The sequence below is a fragment of the Pseudomonas sp. EA_15y_Pfl1_P101 genome, from assembly GCF_963970835.1.
Taxonomy (GTDB): domain Bacteria; phylum Pseudomonadota; class Gammaproteobacteria; order Pseudomonadales; family Pseudomonadaceae; genus Aquipseudomonas; species Aquipseudomonas tritici.
The window spans coordinates 1-23,691 of sequence record NZ_CAXAPA010000012.1 but is presented as its reverse complement, the minus strand read 5'-3'; the positions used below and the strand labels follow the sequence as shown (position 1 = coordinate 23,691).

The 23,691-nt window shown below is 57.6% G+C and carries 20 protein-coding genes; 4 read left to right on the top strand and 16 right to left on the bottom strand.

Annotated features, from left to right (window positions below):
* Positions 1 to 125: 125 nt before the first annotated feature.
* The 3 genes from AACY36_RS19220 (at position 126) to AACY36_RS19210 (ending at position 2,234) form a co-directional block, all read left to right on the top strand.
* Positions 126 to 1,247, top strand: coding sequence for a beta-ketoacyl-ACP synthase III (locus AACY36_RS19220; protein WP_339418715.1), 1,122 nt, complete (start codon positions 126 to 128; stop codon positions 1,245 to 1,247).
* A 145-nt stretch (positions 1,248 to 1,392) separates the two neighbouring features.
* A complete protein-coding gene (locus tag AACY36_RS19215) occupies positions 1,393 to 2,007 on the top strand; it encodes an RNA polymerase sigma factor (protein WP_339418713.1) in 615 nt (204 codons plus the stop codon).
* Positions 2,001 to 2,234 carry an anti-sigma factor family protein gene (locus tag AACY36_RS19210; RefSeq protein ID WP_065881214.1) on the top strand — a complete coding sequence of 78 codons (234 nt, stop codon included), beginning with the start codon at positions 2,001 to 2,003 and terminating at the stop codon, positions 2,232 to 2,234. The genes AACY36_RS19215 and AACY36_RS19210 overlap by 7 nt, the downstream gene beginning before the upstream one ends.
* An 89-nt stretch (positions 2,235 to 2,323) precedes the next feature.
* Here AACY36_RS19210 and AACY36_RS19205 read toward each other — a convergent pair whose 3' ends face one another.
* The gene (locus AACY36_RS19205; protein WP_339418711.1) at positions 2,324 to 3,670 is read right to left on the bottom strand and encodes a putative porin; all 1,347 of its coding nucleotides are present in this window, start codon (positions 3,668 to 3,670) and stop codon (positions 2,324 to 2,326) included.
* Between the two features lie 283 nt (positions 3,671 to 3,953).
* Between AACY36_RS19205 and AACY36_RS19200 the strand changes: the two genes are divergently transcribed.
* Complete coding sequence (locus AACY36_RS19200) at positions 3,954 to 5,078, top strand: GNAT family N-acetyltransferase (RefSeq protein WP_339427946.1); 1,125 nt, start codon at positions 3,954 to 3,956, stop codon at positions 5,076 to 5,078.
* Between the two features lie 435 nt (positions 5,079 to 5,513).
* On the opposite strand, the gene AACY36_RS19195 is transcribed toward AACY36_RS19200, so the two are convergent.
* The 15 genes from AACY36_RS19195 to AACY36_RS19130 form a co-directional block, all read right to left on the bottom strand.
* A complete protein-coding gene (locus tag AACY36_RS19195) occupies positions 5,514 to 6,632 on the bottom strand; it encodes an OmpA family protein (RefSeq protein ID WP_339427947.1) in 1,119 nt (372 codons plus the stop codon).
* Between the two features lie 22 nt (positions 6,633 to 6,654).
* Positions 6,655 to 7,095, bottom strand: coding sequence for a type VI secretion system baseplate subunit TssE (tssE, locus tag AACY36_RS19190; RefSeq protein WP_339418705.1), 441 nt, complete (start codon positions 7,093 to 7,095; stop codon positions 6,655 to 6,657).
* Positions 7,096 to 7,097: 2 nt separating this feature from the next.
* Complete coding sequence (gene tssJ / locus AACY36_RS19185; protein ID WP_339418704.1) at positions 7,098 to 7,634, bottom strand: type VI secretion system lipoprotein TssJ; 537 nt, start codon at positions 7,632 to 7,634, stop codon at positions 7,098 to 7,100.
* Positions 7,615 to 8,712: a type VI secretion system baseplate subunit TssG gene (gene tssG, locus AACY36_RS19180; protein ID WP_339427948.1), complete on the bottom strand. Its 1,098-nt coding sequence runs from the start codon at positions 8,710 to 8,712 to the stop codon at positions 7,615 to 7,617. Before tssG ends, tssJ begins: the two co-directional genes overlap by 20 nt.
* Positions 8,676 to 10,442, bottom strand: a complete 1,767-nt coding sequence (tssF, locus tag AACY36_RS19175; protein ID WP_339418701.1) for a type VI secretion system baseplate subunit TssF — start codon at positions 10,440 to 10,442, stop codon at positions 8,676 to 8,678. Before tssF ends, tssG begins: the two co-directional genes overlap by 37 nt.
* 24 nt (positions 10,443 to 10,466) lie before the next feature.
* Complete coding sequence (tssA, locus tag AACY36_RS19170) at positions 10,467 to 12,053, bottom strand: type VI secretion system protein TssA (protein ID WP_339427949.1); 1,587 nt, start codon at positions 12,051 to 12,053, stop codon at positions 10,467 to 10,469.
* A complete protein-coding gene (locus tag AACY36_RS19165; protein ID WP_339418888.1) occupies positions 12,050 to 15,145 on the bottom strand; it encodes an ImcF-related family protein in 3,096 nt (1,031 codons plus the stop codon). The genes tssA and AACY36_RS19165 overlap by 4 nt, the downstream gene beginning before the upstream one ends.
* A gap of 260 nt (positions 15,146 to 15,405) precedes the next feature.
* On the bottom strand, positions 15,406 to 16,566 hold the full coding sequence (locus AACY36_RS19160; protein WP_339418699.1) for a hypothetical protein: 1,161 nt from the start codon (positions 16,564 to 16,566) through the stop codon (positions 15,406 to 15,408).
* 2 nt (positions 16,567 to 16,568) lie between these two features.
* Positions 16,569 to 16,949: a PAAR domain-containing protein gene (locus AACY36_RS19155; protein WP_339418698.1), complete on the bottom strand. Its 381-nt coding sequence runs from the start codon at positions 16,947 to 16,949 to the stop codon at positions 16,569 to 16,571.
* A gap of 27 nt (positions 16,950 to 16,976) precedes the next feature.
* Entirely contained in the window at positions 16,977 to 17,117 is a 141-nt protein-coding gene (locus AACY36_RS28360) for a YceK/YidQ family lipoprotein (protein ID WP_445261720.1), read from the bottom strand.
* Between the two features lie 341 nt (positions 17,118 to 17,458).
* Positions 17,459 to 18,244: a hypothetical protein gene (locus AACY36_RS19150; protein WP_339418697.1), complete on the bottom strand. Its 786-nt coding sequence runs from the start codon at positions 18,242 to 18,244 to the stop codon at positions 17,459 to 17,461.
* A 97-nt stretch (positions 18,245 to 18,341) separates the two neighbouring features.
* Positions 18,342 to 20,435 carry a lipase family protein gene (locus tag AACY36_RS19145; RefSeq protein WP_339418696.1) on the bottom strand — a complete coding sequence of 698 codons (2,094 nt, stop codon included), beginning with the start codon at positions 20,433 to 20,435 and terminating at the stop codon, positions 18,342 to 18,344.
* A 58-nt stretch (positions 20,436 to 20,493) separates the two neighbouring features.
* The gene (locus tag AACY36_RS19140; protein WP_339418695.1) at positions 20,494 to 21,267 is read right to left on the bottom strand and encodes a hypothetical protein; all 774 of its coding nucleotides are present in this window, start codon (positions 21,265 to 21,267) and stop codon (positions 20,494 to 20,496) included.
* A 791-nt stretch (positions 21,268 to 22,058) separates the two neighbouring features.
* Positions 22,059 to 22,439 carry a hypothetical protein gene (locus tag AACY36_RS19135; RefSeq protein WP_339418693.1) on the bottom strand — a complete coding sequence of 127 codons (381 nt, stop codon included), beginning with the start codon at positions 22,437 to 22,439 and terminating at the stop codon, positions 22,059 to 22,061.
* Between the two features lie 5 nt (positions 22,440 to 22,444).
* Positions 22,445 to 23,691, bottom strand: a 1,247-nt coding sequence (locus tag AACY36_RS19130) for a DUF2345 domain-containing protein (RefSeq protein ID WP_339418692.1), incomplete at its 5' end; no start/stop codon positions are given.

Sequence of the window (23,691 nt, the reverse complement as noted above, 5' to 3'; positions counted from 1 at the left end):
TGAAGCGTCACGACGCGATGGAATAAAGCGATGCCAGTTTGGTGTCCGCGGTGCGGAATCGGACTATTTACAGTTTGGTACGACGGTACCAATATCTTCTGCCTGACAGATTTAGAGGAACGACCGTGCATAACGTCGTCATCAGCGGCACTGGCCTGTACACCCCAGCCAACAGCATCTCCAACGAAGAGCTTGTGCAGTCTTTCAATGCTTACGTGCAACAGTTCAACAGCGATAACGCCGCCGCCATCGAGCGCGGTGAAGTGCAGGCGTTGACTGAATCCAGCGCAGCCTTCATCGAAAAAGCCTCGGGCATCAAGAGCCGCTTCGTGATGGACAAAGACGGCATCCTCGACCCGCAGTGCATGGCCCCGCACCTACCCGAGCGTAGCAACGACGAGTGGTCGGTGCTCTGCCAGATGGCCGTCGGTGCTGCCGAACAGGCCTTGCAACGCGCCGGCAAGACCGCCGCTGACATCGACGGTGTCATTGTCGCCTGTTCGAACCTGCAGCGCGCCTACCCGGCCATCGCCATTGAGGTCCAGGAAGCCCTGGGCATCGAGGGTTTTGGGTTTGACATGAACGTGGCGTGTTCCTCGGCCACTTTCGGCATCCAGAACGCCGCCAACAGCATCCAACTGGGCCAGGCGCGGGCGATCCTGATGGTCAACCCGGAAGTCTGCACCGGTCACCTGAACTTCCGCGACCGTGACAGCCACTTCATCTTTGGTGACGCCGCCACGGCTGTGATCCTCGAGCGCGCCGACCTGGCCACCTCCGAGCATCAGTTTGACGTGGTCAGCACCAAGCTGTTGACCAAGTTCTCCAATAACATTCGCAACAACTTCGGCTTTCTCAATCGCGCAGCGCAAGAGGGTATCGGCGCGCCCGACAAGCTGTTCGTGCAGGAAGGCCGAAAGGTTTTCCGTGATGTGTGCCCGATGGTGGCCGAGTTGATCGGCGTGCACTTGGTTGAAAACCAGCTGAACGTGGCCGATGTGAAGCGCTTCTGGCTGCATCAAGCCAACTTGAGCATGAACCACTTGATCGTGAAGAAACTGCTCGGCCGCGAGGCCACGGTTGAAGAAGCGCCGGTGATTCTCGACACCTACGCCAATACCAGCTCCGCAGGTTCGGTGATTGCGTTTCACACCTATCAGGATGATTTGCCCAAGGGTTCCGTGGCCGTGCTCAGTTCGTTTGGCGCGGGCTATTCGATTGGCAGCGTGATCCTGCGTAAACGCTGATCTACCGGTCGATCACGGTCAAATGTGGGTGCTGCTTGCCTGCGATGGCATCACCGCGGTGTGACTGATACACCAAAGTGCCTGCATCGCAGGCAAGCCAGCTCCCACAGGAATCGGATTTCGACAGTGAAATCGAGGTTAATCAATGGCAGCAGCGGACGACGCGCACCTGCTTGAACGTCTGCTCAAGGGTGAGCAGCGGGCCTATAAGGAGTTGGTCGCCACCTACCAGAGCGCCATGCGTGCGGTGGCTTATGCCATCGTCGGCCAGCGCCACGCCGACGAAATCGTGCAGGATGCCTGGCTGTCGGTGGTACGCAACCTGGCTAAATTCGAAGGGCGTTCCAGCCTCAAGACCTGGCTGCTGACCATCACCGCCAACGCGGCCAAGGGACGCTACAAGCAGAATCGTCGCGAGGTATTGCTCGATGATCTGCCTTCACCCCACGGCACCATTGGTGATGACCGTTTCACCCCGGACGATGGCCACTGGGCCGTCGCCCCCTACGCCTGGCATCAGGACACCCCGGAAGCCTTGCTGACCGAAGATGAATTGCGTGAATGCCTGGAACACACGTTGCTGAGTCTGTCTGATCTGCAAAGCAGCGTGCTGGTGCTGCGTGAACGCCAGGGCCTGGAGCTGGAAGAGATCTGTAATCTCCTGACGCTGTCGCTCTCCAATGTCCGTGTGCTGTTGCACCGAGCGCGGCTTAAAGTCTTCGCCACGGTGGAGCATTTTGAGGAGACGGGCGAATGCTGACCTGTAAAGAACAAGTGGCACGTTCCAGTGACTATCTCGATGGGCAATTGACCTTTCGCGAGCGTCTGCTGGTGCGTCATCACTTGATGTTCTGCCCGAACTGCCGACGGTTTATCCGCCAGATGCGTCTGATGCAGGCGACGCTGAAGATAATGCCGGATGAGCCGGTTGAAGGTGTGGATGCCTTGGCGCAGCGGCTGGCTGCCGAGCGGCTCAAGGGGGAGTGATGTAGCTGCAAGCTGCAAGCTGCAAGTGAAAAGCGGCAAGTGACGCGCTTCTCCTTGAAGCTTGTCGCTTGCCGCTCAAAGCTGCTTTTTTAGAACTTGGCTTCTGCGTCCAACTGCAGGGTGTTGGCGTTGGCATCGCGGTAGCCTGCGGCGCTGGCGTAGTCCGCTTTGGTCAGGAAGTAAGTGGCGCCGATAGCGAAGTTCTTGTCGATGTCGTAGCCGACTTTGAACTTGTGACCGCGTGCACCGGTGAAACCGCCTGCGAAGTCCGAGTCAGTGAGGGCGCCGACCACGGCATAACGCTGTACGTCGCGGTAGTTGTAGTCCAGGTTGAAGCCGAACACTTTGGACTTGGCACCGAGTAACCAGGCAGTGTCCTTGTCTTTATCCGTGGCTTTGGTGTTTTGCACGTACTGGCCATAGAACGACAACGGTACAGCCAGGCCGCCGATATCGATTTGGCTGAAGCCTTCATACAAGCGGTACTCGCTGGCATTGCCGGCTGTGGTATTGGCGACCGTTTCGGCTGGGGTCAGGCAAGCGCTAGAGCCGGCGGTCGGGCAGCGGCTGTCCTCATCGTTCTGGAACGCATAAACACTGCCGCCCAGTGTCAGTTTCAGGTTGTCGGTCAGGGTGAAGCGCGACCCCAACTGGCCGGCGGTCATGCGCAGGTCATTGCGAAACTGCACGCCGTCGCCGTTGACGTTGTCCTTGAGGTTGTAGTTACCCAGGCTCCCGAACAGTTCGGTGCTGCTGCCCAGTGGGTATTTGTAAGTCAGGGCCAGGCCTTCCGGGTTGATATCGCTATCCCAGATCACATCACCCATGCTGACCCACGGCTGCAGCATTTTGCCGCCGATGACGTGCAGGTTCTTGATCTGGTCCGGGTGGTAGTCGATGTAGCCGAGGTCCAGCCAGATCGACTTCTTGTTGAAGTAGCCGTCCAGGTCCTGGTTCGTGGAACGGGCGTCGTCACTGCTACCCGTGGCGATACGGATGCCGGTGTCGACCTGCGAGTTGATCTCGGTGTAGGCGCCCAGACGAGCACGGATGCGCTCACGATCCTTGTCCTTGCCGCCGTTGTTCGGGGTGCCGTCGATCTTGATGGTTTCGTGGCGGAAGCGCACGTCACCCTTGAGCTGGGTCTTGGCAGCCCAGGCCAGTTTCTGGTCAAAACTGCTCAGCTCATTGGTTTTCTTCGCGGTGGCCGCGATCTGTTCGTTGGTCTCTTGTTGAGCTTGCCGTGCGATCTGCTGTTCTTTCTGGTCTTTAGCCAATTCGCTTTGCAGTTCAGTGTACTGCGCAGCGGTGATCTGGCCGTTGGCCTTGAGCATGTCGAGCAATTTAGCGTCGACTGCAGCGCTGGCCGGAACGCTCAGGGCCAGCAACAGGCCGCCGCACAGGACCGCCGCAGTTTTAGTGGAAGCAAGACGCATATCAATCTCCGAAGGTGAGGAGGGATGGCAAACCATCCAGGACACAACCGACCGATGAGGGACGGAAAAATAACCACCTGCTAGAACCAGGCGCTCTAAAAACAGGCGTCAGTATCACGATCGTTTATGACGGCGAAGTGGCTAAGCGATGTCATCTAGATGACAAATTAATTAGGGTCGGAACTATTGGTTTAGAGCCTTGTCGCGCGATTCGGGGGTGTGCTCGGACCGGCGATAGGCGATACTCGCGAGGCTTTCACGCCCCCGATCAGTGAGGATGCACATGCCGTTGCAACGCCTGGACAGCCTGTCCGAAATCGCCCCGCAGATTTGGGATGCACTGGTGCCGGACGCCCAGCCTTTCGTGCGGCATGCCTTCCTGAGTGCCCTGGAAGACAGCGCCAGCCTGGGCCCGCAATCCGGCTGGCAGCCGGAGCATTTGCTGCATTGGGACAGCGATCGGCTGGTGGCAGCATTACCCAGTTATCGTAAGTGGCATTCCTATGGCGAGTACGTGTTCGACCATGGGTGGGCGGATGCCTGCGAGCGGGCCGGCATCGATTACTATCCCAAGCTGCTGACAGCTGTGCCGTTCAGCCCGGTGAGCGGGCCACGCCTGTTGGCGGCGAATGCCGAGGAGGGTTTTGAACTGCTGAAAAGCCTGCCGGGTTACCTGGAAATCGAAGGGCTCTCCAGTGCCCACATCAACTTCACTGACGCGCTGGCCGATGCTGCACTGGCGCAACAACCGGGTTGGTTGCAGCGCCTGGGGTGTCAGTTTCACTGGCAGAACCGTGGCTACCGCGACTTCCAGGATTTCCTCGATGCCTTGAGTTCACGCAAGCGCAAACAGATGCGCAAGGAGCGTGAGCAAGTGGCGGGGCAGGGCATCGAGTTCGAGTGGTTGCAAGGGCATGAACTGAGCGAGGCGCAGTGGGATTTTGTCTACGCCTGCTACGCCAATACCTATGCGATCCGCCGCCAAGCCCCTTACCTGACCCGCGCCTTTTTCAGCCTGCTGGCCGAGCGCATGCCCGAAGCGATTCGCGTGGTCCTGGCCAAACAAGGTGCCCGCCCGGTGGCCATGGCCTTCAGCCTGATCGGTGGTGGCAGCTTCTACGGCCGCTACTGGGGCTGCCTGGCGGAATTCGACCGCCTGCACTTCGAAACCTGCTTCTATCAGGGTATGGACTACGCCATCGCCCACGGCCTGCAACGCTTTGATGCGGGGGCCCAAGGCGAGCACAAGTTGATTCGCGGGTTTGAGCCGGTGATTACACGCTCGTGGCATTACCTGCGTCATCCCGGATTGAAAAACGCCGTGGAGGGTTTCCTCGAGCGCGAGCGGGTGGGGGTCGTGGCGTATGCCGAAGAGGCGCGGGCAGCCCTGCCTTATCGACAGGGCTGATGCACTTCACTTCAGCCCGGCTCCTCCTTGCCCAGCCATCGATAGGAAAAACCGCCGATCACCGCGCCAAGGATCGGCGCGAACATAGCCGTCATCACCCGCTTACTGACGTTATGCCGACTAAAAATGTAAACACCAATTCCAACTATTTGATTTAATTAAACAAAAACAAAAATAAATCGTAAAAAGTTAATAAATACTATGATTTTCACACCTTGTTTACATACCGGAATACGTGTTAGTCCGTCGCATTAATTTCGAAAAAATCGCATTTTTGTCCCCAAAACTCACACCTGCATCGTGAACTGAATTCAGCCGTTGCGCCGTGTCGTCCGCACATGAGGATCTTTCCCTATTCCGCAATATACCCAAGAGTGCCCCGAGCCCGTGGACGCATGCTCAATCAACCAAGGAGGTATCCACCTCTACAGCCGACTACGCGCAGACGCCCACTTGCGGTACCAACTGGATATCCACCCGACGATTGGCCGCTCTCCCGGACGTGGTGTCATTGCTGGCAATCGGCTGACTGCCTGCCGCGCCTTGGACGGTAAAGCAATTATTGGGGATGTCGCTCATGCGCTGCATCCAGTTGCGCACTGCCGAGGCGCGGGCGTAGGAAAGCTGCAGGTTCTGCTCGGCGTCACCCGTGGTGTCGGTGTGCCCGACGATGACGATCAGCCAACCGGGTTGGGCCTTGATGTTGACCAGGGCATTGATCAGCACCTTGGTCGAGCCGGGCTTGAGTTCAGTGCTGCCGGCATCGAACAGCGACAGGCTGTCCAGGCGCACCGGGGTGGGCATGGCCTGTTGCGGTTGGTCGTTTCCTGCCATTTGACTCCACCACCAAAACCCGCACGCCAGGGCGACTGTGGCGGCCAGTGCAAACAGCCACAGGGCAATACGCCGCTTGCGGGTTTTCGAAACCACAGGCGGCACCTCAGGCATAGGATGGACTGGCAGGACCACCACCGGCATCACGAAGGCCGGCTGCGGAACCCTCGTCGATATCGGCAATATTTCGCCCGAAGATACGTTGCGTTGCAGGCGCTGCATCAGCCCACTGATCTGATGACGCAGCGCCTGCAACGTGACCAACGGCACTTGCCCGTGGCGATTCAATTGCGTGGCCAGCCGCTCCAGCTCACTGTCCACGCGCTCCAGAACGGGCAGCGCTTGCGTCGTTATTTGAAGGCTGCGCAGCAACGGCTGCAATTGAGCAAACAACCAGGCCAAGATGTCCAGGCGCACGGAGGCCATGGGCGGCCACACGCGTGACCATTCGTTACACAGCGCCTCAATCAATGCCACCCCTTGTGCCATGCCCTCCAGCCCGTGGCGTTGGCTGCGGGCCAGCGCAAAGGAGGCGGCAGTTTGCAGCTCTGCGCCGTTGTTGTGGAACAACGTCAGGCACAACTGCTCGACCTTGGCCCAGTCGACGTCCGGACACGCCGGGTGGCTCAGCTTGGCCATCTCGTCACCCAGCGCAGTAAACCCGTCGAAGTCACGCGGGTCACCGCCGACTCGAATACGCATTTCAAATAACGCCGTCATCTAGCATCCTTTCCTTATAGGTTTACGGCTTGGGCAGGTAGTGCTGCCGTTTCAGGTGACGCACCAATACCTTGCCCTCAGGCGCCAAGGTCGTACCGAAGGTCACGCGCTCGCCGCCTTGCAGTTGCGCGTCCAGGGCGTACTCCAGATGGCCCGGTTGGGTCTGCGGCAGCAGTTCGATATTCACTGCTGCCAGGCGCGGCTCGTACTTGAGCAAGGTGCTCGTTAGCGTGCCCATCAACCCATGTGCGGCGGCGGGCAGTCCTTGCAGGATCAGGCCCATGTCCGGCAAACCGTAATCCGGTAGGTGACTGATCGAGCCCGCCCGGCTGTTGAGGATGCGTTGCAGATTGTCCAGCACCGACAGGGTGTGCTGGTCTTCTTCCCGCACTCGGTACAGGTCCAACTCGCCGTCGAAGTTCTGCAACAGCATCTCGTAGAGCGACGGGTTCAGCTCGCTCACGGTTAGTCCTTTTCCAGGGGTTGCAGGGTAAGGCGGTTGTTGCCCAGTTCGATCACCCGCGCCCGGTCCGGGTCCAGGTCATCGCGGGTCAGCGTCAGGCGCCAGGTGTTCATCTGCGTATCGGGGGTGCGAAACAACGCCACCACGGTCACGAACTGGGCGTCTTTGTGCATGGGCACATCCAGCTGTGCGCCCTCTGCGGGTTTAACCACCACCGCTCGTTGGTCCAACAGGTCAGCGCGCAGCAGGTTGTCAGCATCGCTCAGCACGCTGTCGTAGGTCGTCTTGCCCACGACTTTGTTGTCGCGCAACTGATACACCCGCACCACGGTAGGCACCGATAAACCACTCATGTCCGTCACGTCGGTGTTCATCGCTGCCCGGCCGGTAAAATCCAGGTGCAGGACTTTTACCTGTTTGTAGAAAATGGCCTTGGCCATGGACGCGGTGCCGTCGGTTACGGTCTGGGTCAGCCCGCACCCACTCAATAACGCACCGAGCAGCGCCACCTTCAATAGATTAAAAACGGTACGCGACATGCTGTGCCTCTCTGTACTGGGGGGTGCTGTGCAGGCCTTGGTATCGGCCCAGGTTGATGGTGATGGTGTCGTGTTCGCCGATCTGCCAGGCCTCGCTGCCCAGGCCCAGGACGCCGGTCATGCCCAGCAGCACGGGCGCGCCGCCCAGCACCGGTTTGGGCAGGCTGTGTATCGGTAGCGACAGCTGCAATTTTGCGGTGCAACGCCAGCCCAGGTAGACCCGCAGCAACACCAGCAAGTCGTTATGCAGCTGGCTGCCCGGCAACCAGCCACGCGCCTCAATCAGGTCCTCGGTGAACAGCGCCAGGTGCAACTGACTGTTGGCATCAAAGCCGACGCTGCCCAACGGCGTGCCCTGGGACAAACTCACCGGGTGAGTTGTTGACAGGCTCGCCGGCTGCGCCAAGGGCACTTTCTGTGGCCAATGCGGCGTCACCCGGGTTTTGGTGTTGGGTGCCAGTAACTTGACCAGCGCGCTGATGCCTTCGGCGTTGCGGGTGGGCAGGCGCATCACGCTGAGCAGCGCCAGGAAACGCGAGATCGGCGTGGCGATCTGCTGGGCGGTGCCAGGAATCCCCAGGCCGATCAGCCCCAGCAGGCATTGCGACGTCGCATCGCTGCCGCCCGCCTCAAACGTCGCAGGGTAGGAGTACTTACGCCAGATGCGATAGAACTGGGTAAATATCCGGTGGTTAAAAATATCCAGGAACGCCTCCAGCGCCTCATGGCCTTCGCGGCGCTGGGCGATGTCGTCCAGGAAGCTCGTCGGCATCGGTGAGTCGACGCCGTACAGGCCCAGCAGACGGGTGCGTACCGTCGCCGGACGTTCGGGATGGTCCTCGTCGGTTTCGATGGCCTTCAGTTCTCCCGCAGGAAAACCCATACCAGGGTCCGGCCGAAAGCGCACAGGGTCATCCGCCGGGTGCGCGGTGCTACCCAAGGGCGGGTGATTGGGCAACGCCTGTTCCAGCAACTGACAGAAACGGTAGAGGCTGGCCTCAGCGACCCGCCCGTCCAGCGCTTGCAGTAAACCAGCGGCTTTCAGCCGGGAATACGCTGACTGTGGTTCTCGTTCCATCGCAGGCACTTTCCGGTAGGTTGCAGGATCAGCGTGAGCTGGTTGAACAAATGAATGTCGGCATACAGGCCAAAGAAGCGATGGAGCATCTCGCCAAACAGGCTGATGTCGCCTTCCCCTGAAAAGCCATTGGCATCCAGGGTGATTTCGATATCCACCCCGCGTAGCAGAAAACCTTTCTCAAAACGCTGTACCAGATGATGGCGAACGTCGACAATCGCCTCCAGGCGCCGGCGATTCAGCTCGCTGCCGGTCCAGTCGTACAACGCCAGGGTGCCGCGCAGCACCTCGGCGCTGTCGAGCATCGGCAGGAAGTTCGAACCCAGATGGCTGAGCACGCGCCAATGAAAGCGGTCGCGGTTCGGTGGGTACTGCGGCAAACTCGGCGCACACAGGTTGTGCACCCGCAGGCCGGTCTGAGTCGATTGCACCAGGGTGTCGAGCAAGGTGCTTTGCAGGGCCTTGCGCGGTAATAGCCCATTGGTGCCGGTCAAGCGCAGGGAAAGGCTTTCGCTGCCCTGCAACCGATCCTTGTCGAAGCCGTCACCGCCCAGGATCAGCCAGGTGTCGTGCAAGCCGTTGGCCGAACGCTTCAACCGTGTATGGAAATAACGCTCAGGAGCCTCGTCGCGCAGCATGCCGCCCTTGTGGCGAAAGCTGGTGAACGGGACATAGTCCTGGCGCACCGCGTTTTTTGAGGAGGTCACCTGGTCGACCGAATAAATTTCTGTGTGGCCGTCCTGCAAGCGCATAGGCCGCAACAGGTAGTCGGTTTGCAACGGCGCCAGGGTCAGCGGGTCGGCCTCCAGCGGGAACAAGTTGATGACCGGCACGGCATGTAGGCGAATGTGTTCGCTGCTCACACTAAATTCGTGCGGCCATGCCTCGCGCAGCACCACATCCAATTCGAACCAGGGTGTACCGACGGTGAGGTTCAGTTGTTCCAGACCACAAAGGGTCACAAACATGAATTTTTCACGAAAGGTGAAGTACTCCAGCAGCAACTGGTAACCGCTGAACGCGCTATCGCCCTTGGGCCACAGGCGATCTTCATCGGCGAACCCCTTGGGCGCAAAATGACCGTCCAGCGCCTGGCGCTCCTGCCCCGACAAGCGTACGTACAACGCCTGCGTGTTCAGGGTCAGTGCCTGGTGCAAAGCACTGGCCAGCGGTGCGTCGGCATTCAGGTACAGCGGCAGGCGACTGAGGTCGATCTGGCTCCAGTCGCTCAACGCCCCGCAGGCAAAACGCAGGCGCAGCAGAGAACGACCGTCTGGCTCGTAAGCCAGTCGTACCGACTCCAGGGCCAACGGTTGCAACATTAGGTCCTGGGTGGTGGTGTAACGGCAGCGTGTGCGTTGCGGGCCGATGGGTTGGGAGAGGATCTCAAAACCCGTGGCGATGGCCTCGCTGCGTTTCATCTGCGCCAGCTCAGGCACCAACTCGACGACCGACAATGAAGGGATGGTGCGCAGGTAATGCGGCCACAGCAGGCTGACCAGACCCTCGGTCAGCTCCGGCAAGTCATCGTCGAGCTTCTCGCGCAGGCGCCCCATCAAGAAGGCAAAGCCCTCGAACAGACGCTCCACATACGGGTCTTGCGCGCCCGGTTTATCCAGGTTGAGCTGAGCCGCCCGATCCGGGAACGCTTCGGCGAACTCCTTGCCGGCTTCGCGCAAGTAACGCATCTCGGCATCGAAGTAGCGCAGTGTTAAATTGTCCAAGCTCACAGAAAGATTCCAGATGAATAAGGGTTAACCGCAAAGCACTGCAGCGCGTACCGGGTCAATCGCTACTAGTCCTGCCAATAGCGCCTCGGTACGCCGGGCCAGGGTGGGTTTGTCCGCATCGTTGCGCTGTGCTTTCATGCGCAACAGCTTGAGCAGGCGAGCCTTAACCTCAAAGTTCAGCTCTGGTTCCCACACCGCCAGGGCGTGGTGCTGCGCGGTAGCGTCCAACTCCCCCAGCAGGTGCAGGGCCAGATCGCTTTTGCCATATTGCTCGGCTACCCGCGCCATCAGCAGGCGCAGCAGCCAGCGCTGACGCCCGGTTTGTATTCCAGGCCGGGATGCCAACCAGGCGAGCGCCACTTCCACGCCGTCGTTGTCGGCCTGGACCAGGGCTTCGCCCTCCAGCGCCAGGATGTCAGCGTCTCCCGTGGTCAGTACCGCCTTCGGTGCCGGTAGCCATTGCTGGGCACGATTACCACTGACGTGTTGGGTGATCCAGTCGCGGGTAGTCTCATCGGCGAAGGGCGTACCGTCGTTCCAGTGCAACAGTTCCAAGCCCGGCAGACGTTCGAGAAACATCCCCAGATCACGCTTGACGATATCGGCCCAGCTGTCTTGTGGCGCCGGTTGTTTACTCAGCGCCTGGTACAGGTACCACTGCAGATCCAGCCAGAAATGATTCACCCCCTCGGCGTACACCCGCTCGACCTGATCGAGCAATTCAGCCCAACTCTGTTGCAGGTACAGGCGTTTGAGTTGTGCCCGATAATCGCCACGAGGTGACGCCAGACGCGTATTACCGCTGGCTTCCTCAGGCGGTGCCTGGTGTACCGTGTCCCAACGCAAACTCTTCATCAGTCGATGGGCCGCCAGCCAGCCCTGGGGCTGTTCGCGCAAATACCCCGCCAACGCCCGACCGTTGTCCAGCAGGTCGCGCCCGGACTTGATGGCCGTGGCGGTCGGCGCCGCCGTCTGCACGTTCGACTCATGACTGACACTGTGCTGCGGCACCAGTGCATCCACCCCACCGGACTGGGTCAACCGGGCGGATAATGCGCCGTACAGCGCCCCAAGGGCCGGACGCTGGTCCTGCGGCCACGCCTCAAGCCCGCGCTCCAGCCAGGCCAGGGCCGCGACCGTGCGCTCGGCCTCGCTGCGCACCACCTCGGGGTATAGCGACAGGCTGTCCAGCACCTTACTGCTGGCCAACCATTCCAACGCCATCTTGCGGCTGTTGGGCCGCGTCGGCAGAACTTGGGCGGCATAACGCTCCACTAGCGCGGCCAACAAGGTCAGCCCGTCAGCTAACCCGGCCTCACCGTCCTTTTGCAAACGCGCCCACAGGTAATAAGTCCCCACCCGCAGGTCCTTGCTGGTGTGAGTAAGCAGCTTCTCGGCCAGTTGAACCACCCGCTCGGCATCCGCCCCGGACAGTTTGTTGACCTCTTCGCGCATGCGCTGGAAGTCATCGTCATAGCCTGGATCTTCGCCTACGGGTGAGTCCGCACTGATGGGCAGAAGCCACGGCTGCCAGCGTTCGGCCTGGTCGCGGCCGAGGGCCAAGGCATCGCGCTCACCCAAGCAGTGTGTGATCAGGGTGCGCAGGCTCATTCAAAACTCCCGTTTTGCGCATAGGGCACTTCTGCGGCACCTTCGTTGAGAAAAATCTGCGACGGCAGCGTGAAGTTGCGAAAGTTGAGCAAGGCCAACGGACCCGCGCCCAGCTCGGTGCGCAGGTTCCAGGTGAGATTCAGGCCATCGGGGGCCTTGAGGACCAAGCGGTAGCGGCTATCGCCGTCGTCCAAGGGGGTTATTCGCGCTTTTTCCAGCAAGCGAATCAGGCCCCAAGTGCCCTGGTAGTCACCGAACAAACGCTCGCCGGTATGGATGCTGGTCCAACTCAGGCTGGCGCCCGGATGGTCACCACGTCCCGGCCAACTGAAACGTTGCCAGAGCTCTTTCTGGTTGAAGTACTGATGTTGCACACCGTTGAGAATAAAGGTGGTTTGCACCACATCGCGCACCGGTTTGCCTTGCAGCTCAAAGCTCAGGCCCATGCCGCCGTCGGTGTAGATCACGTCAGCCAAGTGACTGAGCTGGTTGATCGCCGCCAGGAACTGCGGGTTGAAGCGCAAGCCCTGACTATGACGAGGGTCGGCTACCCAACGGCTGCCTTCCTTGCGTAGCACACCGCTCAGTTGGCGCTGCAAAAACTGCTCGATGCGCCCGGAGTCGGCGCGGATCATCTGCCCCAGCATCGGCAGCGAGGAGTCACTGGCGGTGTCAGCAAACGGGTAGCGGCCGGCGAAGGCGCCTTGCCAGTCCGTAACAATTGCCCGCTGCCACTGATTGTTGAGCCCAGCCGCAGAGGGTTGCAAAACCCGCTGCCAGGCTTGATCCAACGGCTGCACAAAGAGCGTATGGCCGACCCCACTCCACTCCGCGCCCAGGCTGGCAGCAATCAGGCTACCGTAAGACTGGGTGTCAGTCAGGTCCACGCTCTTGCCCTGAAAAACCGTCTGCGCCAGAGCCTGAGTCATTTCCTGCGGGTCGGGTGCATTGCTTACTTGCTGCAGTTTCAAACGCACCCGCGTGACCCGGGTGAGGAACGCTTGCAGGCTCAACCGGTCGTTATCGGCCTTGCCCTCGGGGGCTTTGCCCAGCAGCGTCAGCAACGGCCCAAAAGTGGCATCCAGCGGGCTGCGTGGCATCTGGGTTTGCTGGTCGATCACTGGCACCTTGTCCTGGTCGATCAGCTTTTGTGCGGACTTGATCAGCGAGTCGGCCAGCGCCTGGCTGCGAGTGCCGGCCTGCCCTTGATAGGCCAAGGTGTTCATCAGGGCAATGAGCGGCGACTGACGCACATCGGTCATCAGGGTCAACTGGTCGATCACATCAGGCAGGCTGTTGGCCTGATGCCAGCGCAAACTGTTGAGAAAATCCAGCCAGGCGTTGGCGTAGTCCTGAAAGTAGCGCTCAGTGAGGCGTTCCTTGAGCACACTTGGGGTCAGTTCGGTGGCGATGTCGGTCTGGTTGTCGCTGAGTACCCAATCGATTTCCTCGCGGCGCGCCTCGGCGATATCGTCAATGGCCTGGCGTACCTGGCCTTCCCAGGCCTGGCGGGTGAACACCCCCGGCACGCTGGATTCGGTGTAGAACAACGCCAGGGCGTCGGTTTCACCGACCATGCCTTGCACACCCAACTCAGGATATTGGTTAGCTGCCAGGTCGAGGACCTGCTGGTACAGGGTGGTTTCGGCATTGCGCTGGCCCAATTGGCCGAGCAGCACTTGTCGGGACAGTGCCACCAGCGTCGGGTCAGCCTTGATGGCCCAGTCCGGATGCGCTGCCAGGTGCTCGCCATAGAACCGCCACAGGGTGGGCGACAGGCCTTGCCAGAGGCCCGGAGATATCCCGGCGCGTGATGGCTCGGCGTTGGTCAAGGCTTTGGTCAGGAAGGTCGCGTCAGCTTTTTGCGGGCGCGCCATCATCAGGTACGCCTTCAATTGCTCGTAGGCGCCCTGGGCCCGCTCAGCCCGTTGCTCGCTGCCCGGGGGCAGACTGATCAAGGCGTTGAGCTGGCGCTGCAAATTGGCCGCTGCCGGGTCACGTATCAAGCGGTTGTTGGCGTCGACATAACGTGGCCACAGGGCATCGAGCAGGGCTTGATTTTGATTCAGGCCAAAGCGCTGGTACCAGGGCATGCCGTGTTTGGCGCGGTAATCCAGACGTGCCAGCTCGCGCACCAGATCGTTGAACGCGCTCAGTTGCTCGTCGCTGTTTCCCGGCTGTTGCAACGCCGCCAACGAAGTTTGCACGTGGGCAATCTGCACACGGTTACTGACAAACGACAGCAACAAGCCTGCCCCCCACAACGCAGCCAGCACCAGTACCAGTGCATAACTGACGCGTGGAACGCTCCAGCCCAGTCGACTGCCGCTGGTGGTTTTATCATCAAGTACGCCACGCCATACCGGGGCTGCCGACCAGATATGTTCCACTTGCTTCGTGCGCGGTACCGGCAGGCTGAACCACAACCCGCGCAACGGCACGCCACGGGCAAACTCACCCGCCAGCGGTGCCAGCGTGTGACGCCAACGCGCAATGCCCTCGCCCTGTAAATCCCGGGACAGGCGCAGCAGAAAGTCATGGCCCATCATATTGTTGATCTGCGCCAGGCCTTCGCGACGCAAAGGCTCCAGCAAACTATTCAAACGACCTTGCAACGCCTGCGCATCAAAGCGGGCCGGCAACAAGCAGCCTACCGGCCGTGCCTTGCGGGTGTCCTGGGGCCACTCACTGTCGCAGACCTGCCACAGGTACAACGGCAACTGCCAGCTCAGGCTGCGGGCCAGACTCTGTAATTGGCGAACGCCCGCGCCCATCGCGGCATCATCGGCAGCCTGGGTTTTGTTCAGTGCCCAGACCACGCCGTCGAGCGCACGCCAGCGGCTCAGGCCAGCCCATTGCTGAGGGAATGACTGATCCAGCGGCTCATGGGTACTACCGCCCCACAATAGGACGGTGCCTTGGCCTTCCAGCCAGCATTGTTCGGTTAGGGTCGGGGCGATGGCGTCGATTTGCTCGGGTTCGCCGACGACCAATAGGAGGCGAACTTGGCGGCGCCAGAAGAGGCCGTAGCGTTCGCGCAGGTGGTCACGCAGCGCTGAGAGATCAACAACTGGTTGGCGAGGCAAAACCATCTGTGCGTCTGTTGGGGCATAGACCTTATCCGTGCGACCCTGCTCTTGGTGGTTTTGGCGTTTGAGATGCGCCAACAGCCGTGGTACCAAACTGCCCACCATCGCGATGGTGATGATCAGTAAAAAAGCGAACAGCTTATGGTGATTCTCGACTAACCCTATCCGATCACCGTATTTCCAGATCACCCAGCCCAGCGCGGTTACAAGTGTAATGATCCACACTGCTGCGCCCGCGCGACGCCATGAATTACTCCAAGCTTTCATGCCAACTCTCCCGTGGTAACAGTGCTAATCCAGTGCCGCGATTCTTCTTGGGCCAAGACCAACAAAGGCTTGCGCTGATGCCGGACCATTTCCACTCCAAGCGCAGTCACCAGCCAGTGACCGAGCGGCCCCGACACTCCACACAGGCTCTCCTGAATCCACTGCGACTCCACCTTGAGCGACGCGTCATGACCACCTGCGACAGCAAGCATTTTGCCGGTCAGTGGCAGCCAATCCGCGTAGTCGGCCAACAAGCCGGTCGCCTGACAAGCACTTGTCTGAGTTTGCAGGAACAGCGGAAACTCGCTGTCCAGCGCGTCGATGTCCAACGGCATTGGCCGTAACAAGCCAGCCGTCACAGGTAGCTTCAAGGCGAGTGCCAGGCTGTCCGGGCATAAAAGCAAGGTTGCAAGCCCGTCGGAGTACGCTTCCTCACCGTGTACCTGTAGCACCAGAATCAACTCGATGGCTGCGCTCGCAGTCTTCAACGTTTCATCGATCCACCGGTATGACAATTCGCCAGCCAGAGTGATCATCGCTGGTAGAGGTTGGCTAACTGTGGTGGACCACGTCTGCTGCAAGGCATCACGCAAGGCATCGTATTGCCCGGGATCGACATCGCTCAGTAGGGTGACCCGCAGCTCCTGGCCCGTCGGCAACGCTTGCAGTGCCGGCGCCAGTCCCAGGATCAACAGTTGCAATCCGGTCTGCGCGCGCTCCGCCTGTACAGGCAAGGCCGCAATACGCCGTGCCTGCCCTGTACGGGGAGGCAAGCCAGAGGGAGTTTGAGTCAGTACGCTGGCAGACACCTGATCCGGCAACAGCACACAACTGGCAGACACTGCCAGGTAGCGCTGCGCCCAGCCCTGCCAGGACTGTTGTGCACCTTGCGCCTCCTCCTCAAGAAACTGGTAACGGCTCAGTGCTCCTCCATAGGCATGGGCACGAGTACCAAACGTCAGTAACCAGACCAGCAACGGCGAGCCGGAAAATACCCAGATATTGAACGTATGCAGTAGCGGCATACGTTCGGAGGCATGCAACAAAAACAGCAGCACGCAGGCGAGCACCGCCACGACTGCCGCCAATACCCAACGGCCCAGCACAGGGGGCTCTGGAGCTTCCACTACTTCGGGTGGATGACGATCCCAGCCCATGGTTAACCCAGCCCGCAATCAGGGGCGCTGGAGATCACCTGGCAACCGCACTCACATCGGCAGCCGTTGACCACCATCGCCCGATCATCCTCAGACCAGTCCGGGCAGCCATCGACAATCCGGTTTACGCCATGCCCCGGCAGCGGACAACGAACCTCGTCGCCAACCAATGCCACTCGCTTGCCATGAACGATAGTCGTGGATGAGGCCGATATGACTTCTCCGCCGTGGGTGGTTTTATCACCCAATAAAACAAAACCTTGGGGCATATTAAAATATTCCAAAACTCGCCCATTGAAAGATAGGCTTCCATAAAAACGATCAGACCATTCGTTATAGGGATGGTCTCGACCAATAAAAATAACTCTATCCCAAAAATGCACTACCTTTAACTTTCCAGCGCCTAAGCGCTACGTATAGTTTCGCGGACAATGCAGCGCCCCATTATCAGCATCTAAAGCCGATCCAAGGGTAAGCGTGTCAAAAACAAAAGAAAAAGGTAAGTCAATGATAGCCAAGGGAATAACTAAACCGTAGGTCCCCTTAATCATACTCCAGTCAGTTGCTGCGTGAACATCCAGGTGAACTCCCTGGTAGGGGCAAGTCGGACCATTCATAACTACCGCACCTACTGCTGCACAGCCCGATTGCAGTCCGACAATAAATCCTAAAATCCCGAATTTTAAACGCTTTACGCAACCACCCCTAGACTAACTCTCGAAATATTTTTAAAGCGAGACCGGGCAGCGCCCGCAATTAATGCCAAATAAAACATCGCAACTCCAATGCAAATACATGACTAGCCTTTATAAAATAATCCTCACACCAATCGACATTAGGGATAAAACATTAAGAGTTGATGGTAAGGTCTGAATAGAAGGAGGCATGCGATTCATCGAGCCTTCTCCGCAGCCAGGCGAATGGTTTGCAGCTTCTTGAAGCTTGGCTTGCTGCCAGTCGCTGTAACACTGCCATCGGGGTAGGTGAGCTCGGGGTAGACGCCCACTTTATGCACCTTCGAACCTAAAGAATAAACGACGTAGCTGGCATGCAGCGAGGGCTCGAACGTCACCTTTCGAGCAGTTGGGGCGCGATAGTACGAATACATTTCACCCTCACCGACTAGCCAAGCGAGTTTTTTATGCCCTCCAATGAATCGTTCGCTAACCCAGGGGTAATAATCCTTGCTAATCAGGGCGTCGCCACTGACCTTTATAATCGGCTCAAACGCAGAACGTCGTTGTGGCAGATGCTGATCGAACATTACGATCACCCCACCCCCAGGGCCCGCTTTAACGTTCTCCCCAAAGTGTGTTGTGTTGGCGTAGGTGACACCAAAGGTCACATTACTCAGTTGCCACTGGCACCTGCCACCGCCATTGATGGGCAGCTTCGCTTCGTACACGTCGCTCTGCCCCTGCCGTTGCGGTTGTACCGTGGTGGAGAGATAGCCATCTTCTTCATAACTGGTCCAGTCCGGCCCGGATCGCTTGATCGGGCACTTTTCTGAGCGGTACATCACTCGCATAGGTTCTGCTGCAAGGTTCTCGGGGACCTTTATCGTCACGCTGACCTGCTCGCCGCCCGGTGGCGGCGACAGGGTCCTGTTCTGGGCACAGCCACTGAGGCTGAATAGCAGCAACAGAACGCCGCTCATGCGGCTTAGGGAAGCATTCATACTTTTGTCCCTTCGTGATGGATCAGAATATTCATGATTTAACTTCTTTCCCTATAACTGAAGCGCTTGACTGTCTTCGGCGTATCAGAACACTGCTTCAGGCCTGGGTGATCTCGATCATCACGCCGAATTCGCGCTCGCGGCAAAAACGCTGCAGGGCTTCAGTGCCACCTTCCAGCTCTCGGGTCGTGTGCAATGCCATGGGTAACAATTTCTGCAAGGCGAGAAACTGCTCATTACGATGTTTTTCCTCTTCGGGGATGCCCTGCCTATACAGCTGCTCCTCGAACTTCGCCCGATCCTCCTTGCGCTGCAACGGCCGCTCGGGGTCGCTCAACTCCAGCAACTGGTTGTGCAAGAAGGGCAGGTAAGCCTGGATCATCGAGTGATCCCACGGGCTGCTGCGCGAAGTACTACGCTCGGGGTTGGTATGTGATGGAAAGAAACGCACCAGGCTTTCCCGGTTCAATGACCGGATCAGGGTCTTCTGATCCTCACTGGCGAAACGGCTGAACTCATCGTTCAGGCTGGGTACCAGATAGATACGCGTGCGGTGCGGCAAACGCGTAAGAATGGTGGTGTGGTAGGGCGCGCCCAAGCCTTCTTTGCTGCGATAGGCAGGATAGTTGGAGCCCCGGGATTCCACATGCTGATCAGCCCGGTAGAACATCGCAATCTGCCCATGATGCCAGTAGGGATCACCAAAGCGGATCAGCTTTCCGGCCGCCAGTTCACCCACGGACCAGATATATCCGAGGCTGGGACCTAGCGGGCCAAAGGCGCTATATAGCCAGTTATCCAGCTCCGCCTCAGGCGGTACGCTGGTGATGGTGTCCGCATCGTTGACATGGCGGAAGTGCATCACTGATTTCAGACGTTCCAGTGCCTTGGCCGTGAAGGTGCGAGGCATGCCGTAGGTATAGAGCAGCGGATTGAGATCTTTCAGCTCTGCGGAGTGGATCAGTGCCAGGGCACCGCCCAAGCTATGGCCGCAAATAAATAACTTCCTACCCTCCAAAGCTTCCTGAATGTCATCAAAATCTTTTGGAAACAGCTTCTTAGCCACCTCAAACGACTGCAAGAAACCGTAATGCGCGCTGCCGACATCAGTCAGGGGCGTACACGATGACTTCACGTCGCAGCCACTGCCATCGGCCGGCATCGGGCGGTACATCACATCGGTCACCCAATCCATGGGTTCCTGAGTTCCACGCCACGCCACCACCACCTGAGTCTGGTTGATGAAATAGAACAGTTGGGTGTTTTCGATGATGTGCCATGGGATGTCCGGCTCATCCGGCGGTACTTCGGCCGTCAGCGAATCAAGCATGACCGCCGTGGTGTAACGCTGGTCAAAAGGTACGTCCACCACCAGTGCCGGCAGACGTGTCCCTTTGGGGTCGATCATCTCCGGCGTACGCGACAAGTCCAGGCACTGACGGAAAAAGAACTCCTCCACCGAGCCTGACACCGTACTGGGGTCGGAGTCCGGACGCTGCTTCAACATGTTCTGGGCGGCGACGCTGTAGGACAGGTTGGCCATCAGTCCAAGGTTATAGGCGTTGGCCATGCTGTATTCAGGTTGGTGATGCAGCACCAACGACCATGCACGGAGGGGACATACTTCCAGTACGTGACGGCGATTCAGTGCTTCGTAATCAACAGTGAAACCGCTGTATGTCTGATCCGGGAAGTGAAAGGCTGGGGGGCGCTTCGGGTCTATGACAGGCGGGTCAAAGGTTGGTAATTGGTCGCACAGTTGGCCGATGCGCAGGTAATGATAGACATGGCCTGCCGCAAGCGCCTGCTTCTCTATCGGAGAGAATCCCGAACGCTGCGGACCATACAGCGGAGAACGGTCACCGATTACAGGTCGGGGCGGCTCAGACCGCTGCGCGCGCAGACGACGGGTTTGCAATTGCTCTGCCAGGGGATCAGCAGTCATCAGCAACGTGATGGGTATCGGGTGCAGGCCGTCGATGCGGATTACGCCTTGGGCATCGCTTTGACCTGCGCACTCTGGGGCACACGCCGCGCGCGTGGCGTCGTTCACCGCGCGATACGGCATGTTCGCCAAGGGATCGCCCTGCTCGTCCAGCAGCTGGAATTCGACCCAATGCTGTTTCTGCTTCCCCCCGATCACGTCTTTACGCGGGTTGAGGGTGTCCGTACGGTGCAGGGTGTCGTTCATGACGGTCCTTATATAAAGAGTGTTATTGGGCGAACGGGAATTCGTTCAATCCAATCAATTAGTTCACGCCCCATTTAGTGAATTCCTCTATTTCTTCATCAAAGTACTCCGTGGCTTCTAAGGCCGCCCACCCTGCTGCAACGCCGGCGCCCAACATTAACCCGACAGTACAAATCGGTGCGCCTGGACCACACAACGGGATTACGGCCGCACTTCCAAGAAAAGCTCCAATGATCCCACCACTAATAACAGCACCCTGCTTAAATGCCTCTTTAGGTTTATTATCAGCATTTACAATTTCATACGTTGCATAAGCGATCGTAACGACAATCAAAACCTTGCCCGAAACCTTCAGTACCTTATTCAGCGTGTTGAATTTAGCGGCTGGTCTGGCCGAGGACTCCACGATTTCGTAGTACATTGCTTTTTTTCGCTTATCATCAAGCTCTGCAAACTTTTCACCAAATTCTTTAATGGACTTTTCATCCGATAATTTTTCGAGACTGGCTGGAACTTTTTTTCGATCCTCCGCAACCGCCAGCCCGTGCACGGATGTTTTTGCTCTCACTTCCGCCATAATCTTATTACGCGCTTCATAGCAAAACTCCGCTGCGTCTTTTACCGAAACTTCACCGGCCTTCACTTGAGCTAGCACCTCGCCCCTGACCCTTTTTACATTGCGATTGTAGTTATCGCGTTGTTTCGCATCACTTATCACATCCGTAGAAAACTTAAGGGCAGCGCCCTCTAGTGACTGAAGAGCCTGATGCAGAGCTTCATCGTCAATCAGATGATCCGTTCCAGCCAAATAATCCCGATAAAAAACATCCATAACACACTCCGCAAATGTCCTTAATAACGTTCCCGCACCAATAAAAAACCTTCACCGCTCAGATCCAGCCATTAAACATTAAATCTAACAGCATTTAGTTTCTTTCAAAATCGCCAATACGATTGCCGTCAGAAAAAAACAAAAAAACGCACTCACTAAAAGTCCAATATACAACCGCATACGAAATTTGATAGCGCCAGATAGACGAGCAAACTCTTGACGATCAAGCGTACCATTACGAAGATGCTTACGAGGAAACACCAAGCCACCAGCGACAATGGAAACCAATGTGCACCTCGCATAGAGCGAGCCGCGCCCCCACATATCACCATAAGAACTTACAACAACACTCCCTTTAAAATTATCCAGAACTTTGACCAGGTCACGATAAACAATGTAAAGATTCACCCCTATAGATGCAGAAAACAGTAATGCAGGAAAAAAAACAGGAAGAACATTTTCAAAACAATCATATCTTCACCCAGAAATATTATTTTATATTTTTCCGCGCCGCTGACTCCAGACTCTTGACACTCTAGGTCCTCCACTCTCAGCTGAACGCAAGAGATTCCGGAAAAATAATAAAACCCGCTTTACCCTCACTATAAAACGTGCCCTGTAACCGTTCCGTCGCCCATGATCGCAGTACACTTCTTACTCGCATAATCCAATACAACCGGTACTTGAGCTTCATCTTTCAGGGTATAACCACCAGCATAACCCGACGACAACCGCGACACCGAAATTACACCACCAGAATCACTAAACCCATGATAAAAAATATGACAGCTTCAGGCTATCTTCAAAACTTCCATCACGACAACGGCTAAAATAACCCATAAAAACGCACCCACCAAAAAGCCAGCAGACAACTTCATGCGCAACCTTATAGCGCCTGGCAAGCGAGCAAGTTTTTTAGGATTAAACATTCCACTACGAATATGCTTACCAGAAAAAATCACACTTCCCATCACGATATAAGATAATGTAAAGCGCGTCAAAAACGAGCCATCACGCCATATATCCCCATAAGAGCTGACGATAATACTCTCTCTAAAATTATCTAAAACCTTATTCAAATCTCGACACACAATATAAGTATTCACTCCTGCAGAAGCGAAAAACATAAGAAATGGAAAAATAATTAATGCAAAAATCTTCAAAATTACCATTTTGATTATTTCGCCAATTTTCTTAGTAGACTTTCCGCACCACTGGGTACATTTTCTTGATCGCTCAGACGTTCCACCTCAAACTTTATGCAGGAGCTTCCGGTAAAAGAATAAAAACTCGCTTTGTTCTCACTATCAAACTCACCCTGTAGAACCGTTCCGTCATCCATCGTCGCAGTGCACTTTATGCCTTCGTAATTCAATTCAGGCGGGGCAGAAAAACTGATCCATTTTTCGGACTCTGGCAGTTCAATCTTCAAGCCACCTGGCACCAAGGTGTGGACGCTCATGGTCAGACCGTCCTTGTCAGTCACCCCGCTGAATACCTCGCCTTGTTGGGTGGTTACTCGGTAGCGAGCAAATGGCATCGGTGCTTGGGCTTCGTCTTTCAAGGTGTAGCCGCCGGCGTACCCAGACGGCAACAGTGACGCCGGGGTATTAAGGCTGGCGCTGCCAAGCTTTTGCACATTGGCAGTCTTGAGATAGATGTTTCCGGGTGCCCCCAACTCTATATCGCCGTCCTTGAGACGGATGTAGGCGCCACCACAGTTAAGTACCAGCTCTTGCGGGGCGCTGATTTCTATACGGCCTTCGACGCTTTCGATCTTGATGTCGGTCTTTGCCAGAGCGTGCAGGTCGTTGCCCTGAGCGTGCAGTTCGACTTTGCCTTGAGCGGCCTTGAGTTGCAGGTCGGCAGTTTGTGCGAGCACGCTGACGCCGCCCTCGGCGGCTGCGGTGATGTCTTGCCCGGCGCTGATGTCAGTGTTGTGGGCGGCCATGATGCCCACGCTTTCCCCACCGGACGACAGGCATACGGCTTTAGGGCTGAGCACGCCGATACCCGCTGGTGCATGCAGCAGAACACCTGGTTGTACCAACCCCTTGAGTGCCTCAACCAAAGCTAGTTGGCTCTCGGTATCGTTGGACTTCACTTCAGCGCTACGGGCAGCTTGAGCCATGGAGCGAGCCAGTGATAAGGCGCTTTCCAGTTGCTCAATAGCGGCCTCCATATCGAGTTGCTCACCCCGAGCCTGACCCTGTTCATCAGCACTGATAAACAACCCTTTCCCACCCCTAATCGCACCCCAACCATCAGTGCGCAGTTCAAAGCCTTCACCGCGCTTGTGCTTCTGCGCATCGACCAGGTGCCCGAGGTTGAGTTGGCTCTTGCCGCTGTGCTCGGTACTGAGCTTGATGTGCTCCTGCCCGCGCAGGTCTTCCATGCGCAGCTTATTGTTGGCTGGCGTGCGCA